This is a genomic window from Pseudomonas haemolytica (assembly GCF_009659625.1).
Lineage (GTDB): Bacteria > Pseudomonadota > Gammaproteobacteria > Pseudomonadales > Pseudomonadaceae > Aquipseudomonas > Aquipseudomonas haemolytica.
In genome coordinates, this window is sequence record NZ_VOIW01000007.1 from 426,249 (window position 1) to 439,265 (window position 13,017).

At 58.6% G+C, this 13,017-nt stretch carries 15 protein-coding genes and 1 pseudogene; 5 read left to right on the plus strand and 11 right to left on the minus strand.

Features of this window, described 5'->3' with window-relative positions; all coding sequences use genetic code 11:
• Positions 1-22: 22 nt before the first annotated feature.
• Together FRT59_RS23700 and FRT59_RS23705 are read right to left on the minus strand one after the other, a co-directional pair.
• Positions 23-343: an antibiotic biosynthesis monooxygenase family protein gene (locus FRT59_RS23700; protein ID WP_034115660.1), complete on the minus strand. Its 321-nt coding sequence runs from the start codon at positions 341-343 to the stop codon at positions 23-25.
• Positions 340-1,047 (minus strand): CTP synthase C-terminal region-related (seleno)protein, encoded by a 708-nt coding sequence (locus FRT59_RS23705; protein WP_034115659.1) that lies wholly within the window; start codon positions 1,045-1,047, stop codon positions 340-342. The genes FRT59_RS23700 and FRT59_RS23705 overlap by 4 nt, the downstream gene beginning before the upstream one ends.
• Before the next feature lie 80 nt (positions 1,048-1,127).
• Here FRT59_RS23705 and FRT59_RS23710 point away from each other — a divergent pair, with 80 nt between their 5' ends.
• Entirely contained in the window at positions 1,128-2,009 is an 882-nt protein-coding gene (locus FRT59_RS23710; RefSeq protein ID WP_034115658.1) for a LysR family transcriptional regulator, read from the plus strand.
• On the opposite strand, the gene FRT59_RS23715 is transcribed toward FRT59_RS23710, so the two are convergent.
• From FRT59_RS23715 to FRT59_RS23730, 4 genes are all read right to left on the minus strand, one after another.
• On the minus strand, positions 2,006-2,524 hold the full coding sequence (locus FRT59_RS23715) for a DUF1003 domain-containing protein (protein WP_153872523.1): 519 nt from the start codon (positions 2,522-2,524) through the stop codon (positions 2,006-2,008). The genes FRT59_RS23710 and FRT59_RS23715 overlap by 4 nt on opposite strands.
• Positions 2,525-2,599: 75 nt before the next feature.
• Positions 2,600-3,919: a methyl-accepting chemotaxis protein gene (locus tag FRT59_RS23720; RefSeq protein WP_153872524.1), complete on the minus strand. Its 1,320-nt coding sequence runs from the start codon at positions 3,917-3,919 to the stop codon at positions 2,600-2,602.
• Between the two features lie 262 nt (positions 3,920-4,181).
• On the minus strand, positions 4,182-5,240 hold the full coding sequence (locus FRT59_RS23725) for a diguanylate cyclase (RefSeq protein ID WP_153872525.1): 1,059 nt from the start codon (positions 5,238-5,240) through the stop codon (positions 4,182-4,184).
• Between the two features lie 188 nt (positions 5,241-5,428).
• Positions 5,429-6,055 carry a TetR/AcrR family transcriptional regulator gene (locus FRT59_RS23730; protein ID WP_153872526.1) on the minus strand — a complete coding sequence of 209 codons (627 nt, stop codon included), beginning with the start codon at positions 6,053-6,055 and terminating at the stop codon, positions 5,429-5,431.
• A gap of 123 nt (positions 6,056-6,178) precedes the next feature.
• On the opposite strand from FRT59_RS23730, the gene FRT59_RS23735 reads away from it, so the two are divergent.
• The 4 genes from FRT59_RS23735 to FRT59_RS23750 all read left to right on the plus strand — a co-directional run bounded on the left by FRT59_RS23735 (position 6,179) and on the right by FRT59_RS23750 (position 10,400).
• On the plus strand, positions 6,179-7,237 hold the full coding sequence (locus tag FRT59_RS23735; protein WP_153872527.1) for an MBL fold metallo-hydrolase: 1,059 nt from the start codon (positions 6,179-6,181) through the stop codon (positions 7,235-7,237).
• 380 nt (positions 7,238-7,617) lie between these two features.
• On the plus strand, positions 7,618-8,061 hold the full coding sequence (locus FRT59_RS27315) for a hypothetical protein (protein ID WP_233094258.1): 444 nt from the start codon (positions 7,618-7,620) through the stop codon (positions 8,059-8,061).
• A gap of 234 nt (positions 8,062-8,295) precedes the next feature.
• The gene (locus FRT59_RS23745) at positions 8,296-9,744 is read left to right on the plus strand and encodes an amidase family protein (RefSeq protein ID WP_153872548.1); all 1,449 of its coding nucleotides are present in this window, start codon (positions 8,296-8,298) and stop codon (positions 9,742-9,744) included.
• A 95-nt stretch (positions 9,745-9,839) separates the two neighbouring features.
• A complete protein-coding gene (locus tag FRT59_RS23750; protein ID WP_153872528.1) occupies positions 9,840-10,400 on the plus strand; it encodes an AAA family ATPase in 561 nt (186 codons plus the stop codon).
• Here FRT59_RS23750 and FRT59_RS23755 read toward each other — a convergent pair.
• The 5 genes and pseudogenes from FRT59_RS23755 to FRT59_RS23775 all read right to left on the minus strand — a co-directional run.
• Complete coding sequence (locus FRT59_RS23755; protein WP_034115650.1) at positions 10,330-10,710, minus strand: helix-turn-helix domain-containing protein; 381 nt, start codon at positions 10,708-10,710, stop codon at positions 10,330-10,332. The genes FRT59_RS23750 and FRT59_RS23755 overlap by 71 nt on opposite strands.
• 106 nt (positions 10,711-10,816) lie before the next feature.
• The gene (locus FRT59_RS23760) at positions 10,817-11,764 is read right to left on the minus strand and encodes a hypothetical protein (RefSeq protein WP_153872529.1); all 948 of its coding nucleotides are present in this window, start codon (positions 11,762-11,764) and stop codon (positions 10,817-10,819) included.
• A 164-nt stretch (positions 11,765-11,928) separates the two neighbouring features.
• A complete protein-coding gene (locus tag FRT59_RS23765; RefSeq protein WP_153872530.1) occupies positions 11,929-12,576 on the minus strand; it encodes an HAD-IB family hydrolase in 648 nt (215 codons plus the stop codon).
• A gap of 72 nt (positions 12,577-12,648) precedes the next feature.
• Positions 12,649-12,858 carry an HNH endonuclease gene (locus FRT59_RS23770; protein ID WP_267911026.1) on the minus strand — a complete coding sequence of 70 codons (210 nt, stop codon included), beginning with the start codon at positions 12,856-12,858 and terminating at the stop codon, positions 12,649-12,651.
• A 28-nt stretch (positions 12,859-12,886) separates the two neighbouring features.
• Positions 12,887-13,017: pseudogene (locus tag FRT59_RS23775) on the minus strand (ribonucleotide-diphosphate reductase subunit beta); the annotation flags it as partial.

Below are 13,017 nucleotides of genomic sequence, written 5' to 3' on the forward strand. Positions count from 1 at the left end.
ACCTGTGGGAGCGGGCAGTGTTTCAATGTGGGAATGCGTAGGCCCGCTCCACCTTGCACACCCGTGTATGAAACGCCGTGTACCAGGTGGAGCGCCCTTGCTCACGCACCTGCCGATGCTCGGCCTGCTGTTTCCAGGCCAGGATCGCCGCCTCGCTGGTCCAGTAGGACACCGTGATCCCCAAACCATCTTCCCGCGCCGACTCCACGCCAAGAAACCCCGGTTGTTCCCCAGCCAGTTCCAGCATGCGGGAGGCGGCCTCACCATAGCCATGGTCGCCATCGGTACGCAGTGAGCTGAAAATCACCGCGTAATAAGGCGGGGCTGGTGTCTTGGCGATCATGCCGAAGCCTCCAGGCAAGCCTTGAGCAGGGCCAGCGCCAATGGCGGAGTGACGCCCTTCAGCGCGGCGCGTTCGGGCTGGAAAAGGGTGGCGACGAAGAACGGGTGGTCGAGCAGTTCCACTGCGCGCAGGTCGCCCGCCGAATCATTCCCGCTGGGAATCAGGTTGCCTTCCAGCAGTGCGTCGGCGAACTCAGGGTTGATGCCATAACGGCAGTGATAGCCTTCGTGAATATCCAGACGGCCGTAGGCTTGGGCCATGCGCGTGTAAGGGGCCAGGCGCACGGTGCCGCTCGCGTTTACCAGGGAGCAACTCAGTGGCGCGATGACGACGCGTTCGGCGTCCGGAGCCAGTTCGCCGTGCTCTGCGTCGGCCCAGCCGAGCACATTGCGAGCATATTCCAAAACGGCATGTTGAAAACCACCACAAGTGCCGAGGAAAGGGCGGCCTTGCTCGCGGGCAAAACGGATCGCTCGCAGTGCGCCGTCGGTGTCGCGATAGGGGCTGGCCGGCACGCACCAAAAGCCGTCAAAACCGTGCAGGGCAGAGGTGGAAGTGAGTGTGTCGGTGTCGAGCCATTGCACATGGACACTCAGGTCCAGGGCGGTGGCGGCCTGCTGCAGTGCTACTGGAATAGCCTGGTGGGCGATCACGTCAGGGTTGTAGTCACCGATCAGGGCGAGGTGCAGAGCAGTGGTTGTCATCGTGTACGTCCCATAACTTGTGGTGTGCTGATACGCACTATAGATTGGCGTTCGCGCAATCAATATTGGCGTTTACCCATATGCTCAATGCAGCGACGCACTATCAAATCGATTACCCCGACCTGTCATTGATCCTTGCACTGGTGCGCGGCGGCACCCTGGCGCGGGCGGCTGCTTTGCTGCGGGTGGACGTGTCCACGGTGTTCCGTGCGGTGCGGCGATTGGAAGCGGCCCTGGGCCAGACCTTGTTTGAAAAAAGCCGCGCCGGGTATTTGCCCACCAGCCTGGCGAGTAACCTGGCACAACAGGCTGAGCGCGCCGAACTTGCCCTGGAGGCTGCGCGTGTGGGTGTGGAGCAGGGCGGTGAAGTGATCAGCGGCACCGTACGCCTGACCTGCACGGACTCGGTGCTCCAGGGCCTGCTGCTGCCGGCTCTGGCGCAGTTCATGCCTGCCTATCCAGCGTTGACCCTGGAACTGAGCACGTCCAATGACTTCGCCAACCTCAGCCGTCGTGATGCGGATATCGCCCTGCGCCTGACCAGCAAGCCACCAGAGCATCTTGTCGGACGTTGCCTGGGGACGGTGGCGTATCAGGTATGTGCCAGTGCCGACTATGCCCGCCGACACGCAGGTCATGAGCTGGCCGAACTGGCTTGGATCGCACCGGACGATTTTTTACCCGACCACCCCACCGTAGCCTGGCGCCGTGAGCATTTGCCGGGCGTGCGTCCCAGTTATCGCTGCAACAGCATGCAGTCGGTGGCTGAACTGGTGCGCGCGGGGCTGGGTGTGGCGGCGTTGCCGGATTTTTTAATGGGCGATGGCTTGCAACCACTGGGCCCCGCATTGGCAGGGCACGACACCGCGTTGTGGTTGTTGACGCGGCCTGATTGCCGGGCGTTGCGTTCGGTGGTGACTCTGTTTGATGAGCTGGGGCGGCATGTGCAGATGAAGTCTTAAGTTTTACGCACAAACTGCTCATGCATTTCGCACGTCAGGGTCTCGATACGCTCGGTCAACTGCTTGGTCATTTCTGTCAGCCGGGTGTTCTGCTCCAGCAGTTCCATCAACTGTCTGGTGGTCTGGGCCGCCTGGGCCTGGCGTTCGGTGTTGGCCGTAGCGAGGGCTTCGCGGTGCTGCGCGTCCGCGTCGGACTGGGCTTTGTCCCGTGCGGCCTGGCGCGTCTGGGCCAGCAGGATCAGCGGCGCGGCGTAGGCCGATTGCAGGCTGAACGCCAGGTTGAGGAGGATGAAGGGGTAGACGTCGAAGTGGGTGACGCCGGTCATGTTCAGCACGACCCACAACACCACGATCGCAGTTTGTGCGCCGAGGAAGGTGGGCGTGCCAAAGAAGCGTGCAAAGGCTTCAGCCTTGAGGGCAAAGGTGTCGTTGCCGAAGGTCGGCGCCAAGTGGGCGTGACTGCGGTGGAAGCGCAGGTGGTCGACGGGAGCGGCTTCTGGCTTGTCGGGGGTCATGGCGGGCTCGAATCCTTAGCGTAAAGATAGCCAACACTATAGACCGAGCCCCCAGCCAGACACATGAAGAACAGGTCAGCGATTGCCTCGCTCATTGGCAAATGCGCTCACCGCCTGGACCGCTTCGCCGGTGCCTTCGCGAATCTGCAGAATCACCGTGCCGGCCTGGTTGGCCAGCTCGACGCCTTGGGCGGCGCGGTCGCGGGTGGCGTCCATGCTGTCGATGGCTTGGCGGGTTTCATCCTGGATCATGGCGATCATGCTGGAAATTTCCGCGGTGGAGCCGCTGGTACGTGCTGCCAACTGCCGCACTTCATCGGCAACCACGGCAAAGCCACGGCCTTGCTCGCCGGCGCGTGCGGCCTCGATGGCGGCGTTGAGCGCCAGCAGGTTGGTCTGGTCGGCGATACCGCGAATGGTATTGACGATGGCGGTGATCTGTTGCGAGCGCTCGCCGAGTTTGGCGATCAGTTGCGAAGAGGTGTCGATATCCACGGCAATTTCGCGCATGCCGTTGGCGGTTTTCTGAATCACCTCGGCGCCTTTTTCGGCCATCTCCTGGGTGCTCAAGGACAGGTGATAAGCCTGTGCTGCGCTCTGGGCGTCGGCGGCATGTTGTTGTACCCGGGCGGTGACGTCAGAGGCGAACTTGACCACTTTGCACAGGCGCCCGCTGGCGTCGTACACCGGGTTGTAGTTGGCTTCGAGCCACACGACCTGGCCGTGTTTATCCACCCGCTCGAACTGGCCATTGAACAGCTCGCCCTGGTTCAAGCGGTTCCAGAACTCGCTGTAGGCGGCACTGCTGGCCAACTCAGGTTTGCAAAACAGGCGGTGATGCTTGCCTTGGATCTGCGCCAGGCTGTAGCCCATGCGCTGCAGGAAATTCGCGTTGGCAGTGATGATGGTGCCATCGAGGTTGAACTCGATCATCGCCATGGCGCGGTCGATGGCTTCCAGCTTGGCGTTGGCTTCACTTTCGGCCTGCAGGCGTGGGGTGACGTCCATCGCGTACTTCACCACTTTGATCACGCGCCCGACTTCATCCCGTACCGGGTTATAGCTGGCTTCCAGCCACACCGATTCGCCGTTGGCGCCCACCCGCTCAAAGGTGCCTGACTGGAATTGGCCGTTGCGCAAGTGCGTCCACAGTTGGTTGTACTCGGCGCTGCGGGCGAACGCCGGGGTGCAGAACATCCGGTGGGACTGGCCCAAGACCTGTTCGGCACGGTAGCCCATGGTCTTGAAGAAGTTGTCATTGGCCCGCAGTACGTTGCCTTGCAGGTCGAACTCGATGACTGCCATGGAGCGCTCGATAGCGTCCAGCAGGCTGGCTTGTTGGGCGATGCTGTGTTGCAGGGTATTGATGGTTTTCTTGTGGGCGTTAAATAGCATGTTAGAGGGCTCGGGCATGCAAGCATATGCGGTATCCATGTAGTTGCGCCTGACCCCGTAGGGCCCCTGGCCTTACGGTTGACTTGCTCATTGCCAGCTTCCTGGTGCTGACAGAGGGGGTGGAACAACGGTTTCAGAGTGATCAGCCGCCCCAGAAGTTCGCCCTGTGGGCAGGACCTTATTGGGTAGGCGACCAGTGGCGGCATTATGCTATTGCGGCGGGCTGGCGGAGGAAGATTCGGACGAGGTGTTATCGGACAACTCAGGCTGAATTGGCGGCCACGCAATCGGTGATCTTGACTCGGTTGCGACCGGTGTCTTTGGCGGCGTACAGCGCGCGATCCGCGGCGTTGAGCCACATGACCGCATCTTCGAATGAGGGATGGAAGTCCGCCAGGCCGATGCTCAGGCTTACGCGCAGCTCGGGAATCTGCGGATGTCGATAGTTGCTGAATGTTTCGCGTAACTGCTCCATGACGTGTGCAGCTTCTTTCAGCGGCATTCGCGGAAGAATCACACAGAACTCGTCGCCTCCGTAGCGGCCGGCCAAATCGTCTTCCCGCAAGTGCTGGCGCAGTACTTGGCTCAACTGGCGCAGTACCGCATCCCCGACGGTATGGCCGTGGATGTCATTGATGTGTTTGAAGTGGTCGATATCGATCAAGGCAATGGTCGCCTGGCCTTGTTGCTGCTGGCACTTGTGGAACTTGATGTTCAGCAGGTCTTTCCACGAACCATGGTTGAGCAGGCCGGTGAGGCTGTCGATGCGGCTCAGGGCGCTGAGGGCACGTTTGTGGTCCGATAGCTTGATAGCCAACTGATAGCAGACCATGCCGATGGCCATTGGGTAGAGCGTCAGCATGGGTAAGCAGGTGTAGACCTCTATGAGGCTGACGTTGGGATCGAACTTGATCCCGAACAGGGTCCAGGCCATTGCGATACCGACGGCTTGTGCCAGCAGCCCGCGCAGGAACAGGCGTTTGCCACCGGCGGCGACGTTGTTCATGGCCATCATCGACAGAATGGTGACGGCCGTCACCGGCGAGAACTGAGTGACCGCCGTCCAGAAACCGCCGGCCAGCGAGTCAAACAACAGGTTGCGTTGCTCAGCCTGGTAGGGAAACGGCGAGCGAGTCGAGAGTTGGTACGCCAGATGCGCCCAGACGAAGCCATTGAACAACAGCAACACCCAGACCCAAGCGGGCATCGATAAGGGATACAACGCGCCAATTACGCTGATGCTGCCGATACCCAGGCCGATAATCCTTGGCTTGTAGATACGCCTGGCAAATGAAAGCCCTTTGCCTCGTCTGTTTTCCATAGTGTCCTGGTTCAGCTGTTTTTTGCCGGTACGACGGCATGCGTCAACGGGCGGAACCGATGATCGGCAAATGGGTGTGATTGTCGATTATTCTCGTGGGAATAATCAGTGTCCTTCCAGGCCATTTGCGCAAAACAGCGGGTGAATGCGCCGAAAACGACTAGGAATGTCGCCCAGGCAACAACTCCTTATCGCGGGTGCGGTGTGCTGACTTCATAGCCGGCGAGGAACAGGTCGATGGCCGATTCGACGACACAGGCCTGTGCGGCAGCGTCGAGAGTGGGCTGGCCGAGGGTAATTTGTGGCCAGAATGCAAAGGCCTTGAGCAGGCTCTGGATCTGGTGGGCAGCGAAAGCCGGGTCGGTGCAATTGAGGCGGCCGTCTTCCTGGGCGGCGCGTACCCACTGGGTGAAGCCTTCTTCCCGGGCGCTGAGGCGGTTGACCATATCTTGCGCACGTTCTGGCGAATGGATGGTGGCAGCAATGGCCACACGCGCCAGGTCGAGAAAGTTGGCGTCCGACATCATCTTCATTTTTGCTTCCAGCAATTTGCGCAATTGGTCGCGCAGAGGGCGGTCGCTGGCGTAGTTCACGTCCAGTTGGGCAACGCTGCTGGCCCATAGCTGGTGAAGGATCTCGGCGAACAGCTCTTCCTTGCTAGGGAAGTGGTTGTACACCGTGCGCTTGGAAACACCGGCGGTGGCGGCGATTTTGTCCATGCTGGTGACCTCGAAACCGTTCTCGCGAAATTCGGTAATGGCCGCAGCCACGATGGCTTCGCGTTTACGCTCGGTGAGGCGCTTGGGGGCAGTCATGGATGGCATTCGACTCAAAAAGGAAATTACACTCAGTAGTTTACTTGCTCCGGTTTTTGTTGCAATCTAGAAACTACACTGCGCAGTGTAATTTTTTGAGCGAACCGTAGGAGTTACCCTGTAATGGCCACGATTTCAACTCGTCTCGACCCTGCGCCTGCAACGCTCAAGCCTGCCGGGCAGGGCCAGGGGCAATTCAGCAATGACGCCCCGGTGCAGCAGGGTGGCTTTGCCAAAACCTTGCGTATTTTCTGGAACATGCTGTTCAACAAACCACGCACGACACGGCCAGCTGGGCAGATTCCGGTACAACCACTGACCCGCGAGCAGTTGTTGGCCGCCCCTGACCACAGTGTGTTCCGCCTCGGGCATTCAACTGTATTGCTGAAAATGCGCGGTAAATTCTGGGTCACCGACCCAGTGTTTGCCGGGCGCGCCTCGCCATTCAGTTGGGCCGGCCCCAAGCGTTTCCACCAGCCACCCATCAGCCTTGAAGAGTTGCCCCCTCTGGAGGCGGTGATTCTTTCCCACAACCATTACGACCATCTCGACCACAAGGCTGTAGTCCAATTGGCCGACAAGACGCGCTACTTCCTGGCGCCCCTGGGCGTGGGCGACACGCTGATCAAGTGGGGGGTAGACGCCAGCAAAGTACGCCAGCTGGATTGGTGGCAGGGCACAGAGGTCGATGGCATCCGTTTTATCGCCACCCCGGCGCAGCACTTTTCCGGGCGCGGGCTGTTTGATAGCAACCAGACCCTGTGGTGCTCCTGGGTGATGATCGATGATGCGCGACGAATCTTTTTCAGTGGCGACACCGGTTATTTCGATGGTTTCAAACGCATCGGCGAGCAGTATGGGCCGTTTGACCTGACCCTGATGGAAACCGGAGCCTACAACGTCGACTGGCCCCATGTGCACATGCAGCCGGAACAAACGCTGCAGGCGCATATCGATCTCAAGGGGCGCTGGCTGCTGCCAATTCACAACGGCACGTTCGATCTGGCGTTCCACGCCTGGCACGAACCTTTCGACCGCATCATGGCCCTGGCCTGGGAGCACAACGTGTTGATCGCCACCCCGGCGATGGGGCAGGCGTTCCACTTGAATCAGCCCGAACGTGGGAATGCGTGGTGGTTGGAGGCGCAGTCTCAGTCTTTGGATGAGCACGCGGCGGGCTGAGACGAGAGCCGTTGGGAAAGAGGTTTCGGGAGGTTTCAGCCCTGCGACAACTGTCGGAGGGGAATGCGATGATCTCCGCAAATTTCATTTTCGGCGGGGATTCTATGGACAGCCACTGTAAAGAGTTTTCGAAGTTGGATTTACCTTGTCCCCTCGACCGGACGTCTCCCGCGCCTGTAAACACTGTCGACATTCCCGCTTCATCAAGCGCTTTACACACCGGTAACGTCGGTGCGGGCGGTATCGTGTTTGGGGCCGGGCAGCGTCAGGGTGCCACGCCCATACCCGGGTATAACGCCCTGGCCCCACATATAAAGCCTGTGCGAGACCCGGTCTTATCCCTTATTGCCATGAGTGGCATAGACCCCACGGAGCCCGTGATGGTGGAAGTCCCCCTGGTGTTGAACAACACCACGTTCACCGCTTCCCTGACGTTGGCGGGCTATCGTATCGGCTACGTCGACCGCTATGTGCAGGGTAATCATGTCGAATCCATCGAACACAGCGCAGCAGTGCGTGGAATGTTCGACCTCCTGCGCCAAGCCGGTGCGCAATGGGTGGCGGTGGATGCGCGGCGTGGGGACGAGAACCTTCAATTCAGCCTTCAAGGCTGCAATGGAATCGATGAACTGGTGACTCATCATCGCCTTGATGCGTTGGTCTCAGACGATCCAGATGCCGCGTTTCATCACGCGTGCAGGAGCAGATACCCCAACGCCTGTGAAACATTGGGGGACGGATCGAAAGTCTGGTTTTACGGCGCCCGCTGGGCGGCTGATCGCTTGACGACCCTATTGCGAACTTACCGCCAGCTACGCCCATAGGCTGTATTGATGCCTACATCAGGCTGGGAATGATAGGACGCAGCGGTAGGATTCGGCTGCATTAGGGGCGGGTTTTCGCCTCTTAGACTGCTGTCGGGCTATCGGCTGATAGCCCTTATATTCAGTCAAGTTAAGGGGCACTTTATGTTGGGACCCGTTTCCGCAGGTGGCTGGGCGACAGGCCTGTTCCAGGCGCTTTCAAATCCTCCGCAAGGCTTCAAGAGCGCATGTGAAATGTCAGGGGAGATGGCCAAGGGAGGCGTCACCTCGGAGTCGCTTGTAAAGGATTCCTTCAAGCAAATTGCCAATATTGACCAGGGGTTGCAGGGCGGCAACGCGTTTGTAGAAACCAACCCGGATGCCCTCAAGGAAGCGAAGGCGCGTGACCAGGAACGTGCCAAAGGCCAAGTGCGCGGGTACTTGCACGGCGTTCCGATAGCGTTGAAAGATGTGTTTGAAACCAACGACCGCATGCAAACAAGTGCAGGCTCAAAGGCGCTGACGGGGGGGCCTGCGACTAAAAATGCCAAGGTCGTGGACAACCTGTTGAAGGCCGGGGTGGTGGTCGTGGGTAAGACCAACATGAGTGAGTTATCTAACTTCCGCTCTGATTATCCTGTGGATGGGTGGAGTTCTCGAGGTGGCCAGACGCTGAACCCGCATCGGCTGGGTGGGCAGGTGGCGGGCTCGAGTTCAGGTTCTGCCGTGGCAGTTGCCCAGGGGCATGTGCCTCTAGCCTTGGGCGTTGAAACCAACGGGTCGGTCATTGCTCCAGCAGCTTATAACGGCGTTTTCGGGCTGAAAGCCACGATGGGGTTGCTCAGTACCGAGGGCGTTATGACCAGTTCACGCCAGGACTCGATTGGCACTTTCACGCGTAATGTCTGCGATGCGGCGGAAGCGCTCAACGCTATGACCGAGACCAAGGCCTACACCGTTGGGCTAAGCTCCGATGCTCTGAAAGGTAAGCGAATTGGCTACACGTCTTTGCCTGAATTGTCCGCGGAGGATGCCAAGGATCCGGCGAAACGAGCGGACTACAAGCACTATCAGGAAGCCCTTGAGGTACTGAAATCCCAAGGTGCGATTCTAGTACCGGTAGGGCGCTTGGACGAAGGCGTCCCTGAGGAAACCTACGCTGAATACAACGAAGCGTTATTTTCAGATGTTAAGCAAAAGCTGGAGGAATATCTGGCTGGACGGGAAGGTTTACCGGTCAAATCTATTTCGGAACTGATTGCTTTCAATAACCGTAATCAGCAATCCGGCGAGCCTGATCAGAACGTGCTGAAAATGATCAACAACCTGGAGACGACCGCGGAAAAACGCGATGAATTGTGGGCGGCCATTCTTCCCATATTTCAGAAAACCATCGATGACCCGATGAAGGAGCACAAGCTCGACGCCATGGTGTCGAATTTCCTGTCACACAATTATTTTTTTAGTGCTGCAGCCGGGTATCCCGGAATATCGGTTCCGTCTGGCATGGATGATGAAGGCATGCCGACGGCACTCTATTTTTATGGCCCTGGCAACAGTGAAGCCACATTACTGTCAGTCGCCTACGGTTATGAACAAGCTTCGCCGGCAATCCAAAAACCCGCCTTTCTTCCAGGCACTCCGTTCACACCGGCACCTGAAATCGAGGATGAAGTAGCTGAGGCTCCTGCTACTGGTACCTGAGTTTGAATCAACCTCTGCTGGCAAATGCTCAGCAGAGGTTGCCTCAGGCCGACACTATCACCACGGGCTACACTGCCGGCCATGGGAGGAAAACCATGGACTGCCACAGAATCCATATTCTCGGTGCTGCGGGTGCCGGCACCACGACCTTGGGCAAGGCTCTGGCCGAACGCCTGGGCATTGCCTATTTCGACTCGGATTTCTATTACTGGCAGCAAACCCCGGAACCCTTCACCATCGCCCGGCCCCGGGATGAACGTATTCAACTGCTGCAGGAACACACTGCCGGCCATGAACGCTGGGTGTTATCTGGTTCCTTGTGCGGCTGGGGCGATGCGATGATCCCGCAGTTCAGCCACGTAGTGTTCCTGCGCCTGGACCCTGAAGTGCGTTTGCTCCGCCTGCGCCTGCGGGAGGTGGAGCGCTATGGGGAGCAGATCCTGGAAGGTGGCAGCCGTCATCAAAACAGCGTCGCATTCCTCGCCTGGGCCGCGCGTTACGATGCTGGCAATCACAGCCTGCGTAGCCTACGTCGGCATGAAACCTGGTTGAAACCATTGAGTTGCCCGGTGATCCGGCTGGACTCTACGCACCATTCGGTTGAGGCGTTGGTGAGTCAATTGTTGCCGTTGTTGTACCCAACAACCGAGACATGAGCCCTTGCGTTGCGGGTTCGGCTGATGGCGTGTCAAACCGACGCACACTCATCCCCCACCCCGGCGCAAACCCCGGGAAAAACACCAGCCCTTCCGCCTCCAGGCGGAACGCCAGGACCAGGCGGGTTTCGTCGTCCACGTCGCCGTGGGCCTCGAATTGTTGAATCGCTTGCACCGCCACGCCTGCCTGGCGAGCCAGTTCTTCGCGGCTCCAGCCCAGCATGACGCGGGCCTGCGCGCTGTGTTTGGCGGTGAATTGATGCAGCACCATCTGCTGTTCTACGAAAGAGCTCATTGCCAGAGAGGACATGGGGATTCTCCAGGTTCGACGGGTGAGGCGTAACTATACTGTGTTTTTGTACAGTTGTTTATACCGCTCATCAACTGGGCCCTTTCGCTGGCATTACATCCCCCAATCACTCCACCCCCGGCGCCTCGCGAATAATCAGGTGATCCAGGTTCTCGATATTCGCGCTGAATACCCCGAAGGTTTGCTCGGGGTTTTTCTTGCTCGGCACCTGCTTGAGCGCTGGCGTCACCCCATAGAAGAAGCAATATAACGGTCTTTCGCTGCTGGCAGCGGCCTTGATTTGCTCCAGGAATGCCGTGCGCTTGCGGTAGTTCTCGATAAGCTTTTTGCTCAGGTAGACGTTGACCGAATAAGGCTTTTTGTCGAGCCACACCTTCTTTTCGAAATCGATGCGAAAGCTGCTGGTGTAGTCTTTGATTGCCTTGATCCTGCCCCAGTAAATCAGGCCCTTGTTGTCTTGCAGGTATTCGATCTTCTTGAAAAATGCCCAGTAGGTCGCCGTGTGCTCACCGATCTTCAAGGGCATGGCTTTTAGCTTGTCCTTGTCATCGATGTTCGATACATAGCACTCCACCGGGTGGGCGAACACGCTGGTTTTGTCCGGAGTGGAGTCGCTGTTGCTATGGGACGTCGTGGCTTGGTTTGAGGGTGCTTTCGGTGGCTCTTGTGGGAGGCCGCCTTCGGTGCCGACCGTGGGGGTTTTACGTTCGTACTGACGCCGCGTCAGCACAAATTCCGATGGGAAATTTTCCTCGCGCTCGTCGTCACTTTCACCGTTCGCGGTCTTTTGGCTGCTGGCATAGCGGCAGCCATCGATGTGGCGGGTGCCGGGTTTGTTCTTGAAGTGCGGCGTACGCAGGTAGTTGACGTTCTTGGCGTTGAATGTACTCAACACATTGGTGGCATCGAACGCCGCACGGCAGGCGTCGCTGGGGCAGAGGAAGCTGTCCTTGTCGGAATCGAAATCAGTGGTTTCGTCGAAATTCAGGTCTCGTACGTCGTAGATCGACACCTTGTCATCGAGACTCAGGCTGTAGGCCGTGTCGAATTTCATGGGGCTCGGGTCCGTGAGAGGTTTCGCTATTAATAGCGGGATCCTGCGTAAATATCAGCAAGAACCTGCTACGCGTCGCCCCTCAAGGCTAAGCAGCCGCACAGAACCCCAGCGGGGCTGCGATGGGATCAGCTCGGTCTACCCGCCGACCCTATACACCGCTATCAGCGCTGTACCCTGGCCCGCTTTTTCTTCTTCGCATGAAAATGCCGAAAGTGCGCATCCTGCGCCGCCGCCAACAACTCCCGATCCCCACGCGTATCGCCCCAAGCCCGCAGCCGATATTCGCCCAGGTCCCCATACACCGCCTCAAGCCGCAGCACCTTATTCTCACATCGGCAGTTATTCCCGGTGAGCTTACCGGTCAGCACTCCATCCACCACCTCAAGCTCAGTCCCAATCAACTTGATCCCCAGCCGATCGGCAAACGGCTGCAACACCAACGCCGGCGACGCCGAACACAGCGTCACCACCGCCCCCGAGCCCAACTCCTGCTCCACCGACAGCACCCCTGCCGGGCGCATCAACCGCGCCCAATTACGCTGGCAATACTCCTCGGCTTTCTGCTGCACCCACGTCTTCTGCACCCCGGTCATAAAGGTGCGAATCAGCTGCGCCTTCAACTCATCCCGGCTGATCTGCCGCACCAAAAAGCGCAGCCCCGGCACAGCCAGCTTGACCATCCGGCCATAAAACTCACCGGGGCCAAAGGCAAACTTGAGGAAGGGCACGAAACTGTCGTGATGGGTCAGGGTGCCGTCGAAGTCAAAGACGGAAAGTACTTTGGCGTCTGCGGGGCCGGCTTCGAGCATGTCTGGGTTCACGGGTTGGCCTCGGTCCTATCTAGTATTTTTTGAGCGTACATCAGGTGTGACCACTGGAGTTTACTCCCGTGCCAATCTTCCGACTTTGGCGTAAAGCGCTTCAGTGAAAGCGTCCCGGTCACTCGACCGGTGACAACGCTGATGGCAATTGGGGCACAAGGCTACAGCATTGGTGATGCGATCCGAACCCTTCTGGGCGAGGTGCCTGACGTGATGTACTTCAAAAGATGGCAATTTCTCCTGGCTACAAAAAAGCCCTGAACATGTCAGGGCTTCTTAATGGTGCTAGGCCTGGAAATCAATCCCAGCTCAACGCGCCGCCGGTCTGGTACTCGATCACACGGGTTTCGAAGAAGTTCTTCTCTTTCTTCAAGTCCATGATCTCACTCATCCACGGGAACGGATTCGTCGTGCCTGGATACTCTTCCT

What these genes read in the sequence shown, in the direction of transcription:
- FRT59_RS23735 (WP_153872527.1), top strand. Translation starts at nt 6,179, where the DNA reads ATGGCCACGATTTCAACTCGTCTCGACCCTGCGCCTGCAACGCTCAAG.
- FRT59_RS23720 (WP_153872524.1), bottom strand. Translation starts at nt 3,919, where the DNA reads ATGCTATTTAACGCCCACAAGAAAACCATCAATACCCTGCAACACAGC.
- FRT59_RS23725 (WP_153872525.1), bottom strand. Translation starts at nt 5,240, where the DNA reads ATGGAAAACAGACGAGGCAAAGGGCTTTCATTTGCCAGGCGTATCTAC.
- FRT59_RS23715 (WP_153872523.1), bottom strand. Translation starts at nt 2,524, where the DNA reads ATGACCCCCGACAAGCCAGAAGCCGCTCCCGTCGACCACCTGCGCTTC.
- FRT59_RS23745 (WP_153872548.1), top strand. Translation starts at nt 8,296, where the DNA reads ATGTCAGGGGAGATGGCCAAGGGAGGCGTCACCTCGGAGTCGCTTGTA.
- FRT59_RS23750 (WP_153872528.1), top strand. Translation starts at nt 9,840, where the DNA reads ATGGACTGCCACAGAATCCATATTCTCGGTGCTGCGGGTGCCGGCACC.
- FRT59_RS23700 (WP_034115660.1), bottom strand. Translation starts at nt 343, where the DNA reads ATGATCGCCAAGACACCAGCCCCGCCTTATTACGCGGTGATTTTCAGC.
- FRT59_RS23710 (WP_034115658.1), top strand. Translation starts at nt 1,128, where the DNA reads ATGCTCAATGCAGCGACGCACTATCAAATCGATTACCCCGACCTGTCA.
- FRT59_RS23705 (WP_034115659.1), bottom strand. Translation starts at nt 1,047, where the DNA reads ATGACAACCACTGCTCTGCACCTCGCCCTGATCGGTGACTACAACCCT.
- FRT59_RS23765 (WP_153872530.1), bottom strand. Translation starts at nt 12,576, where the DNA reads ATGCTCGAAGCCGGCCCCGCAGACGCCAAAGTACTTTCCGTCTTTGAC.
- FRT59_RS27315 (WP_233094258.1), top strand. Translation starts at nt 7,618, where the DNA reads ATGGTGGAAGTCCCCCTGGTGTTGAACAACACCACGTTCACCGCTTCC.
- FRT59_RS23760 (WP_153872529.1), bottom strand. Translation starts at nt 11,764, where the DNA reads ATGAAATTCGACACGGCCTACAGCCTGAGTCTCGATGACAAGGTGTCG.
- FRT59_RS23755 (WP_034115650.1), bottom strand. Translation starts at nt 10,710, where the DNA reads ATGTCCTCTCTGGCAATGAGCTCTTTCGTAGAACAGCAGATGGTGCTG.
- FRT59_RS23730 (WP_153872526.1), bottom strand. Translation starts at nt 6,055, where the DNA reads ATGACTGCCCCCAAGCGCCTCACCGAGCGTAAACGCGAAGCCATCGTG.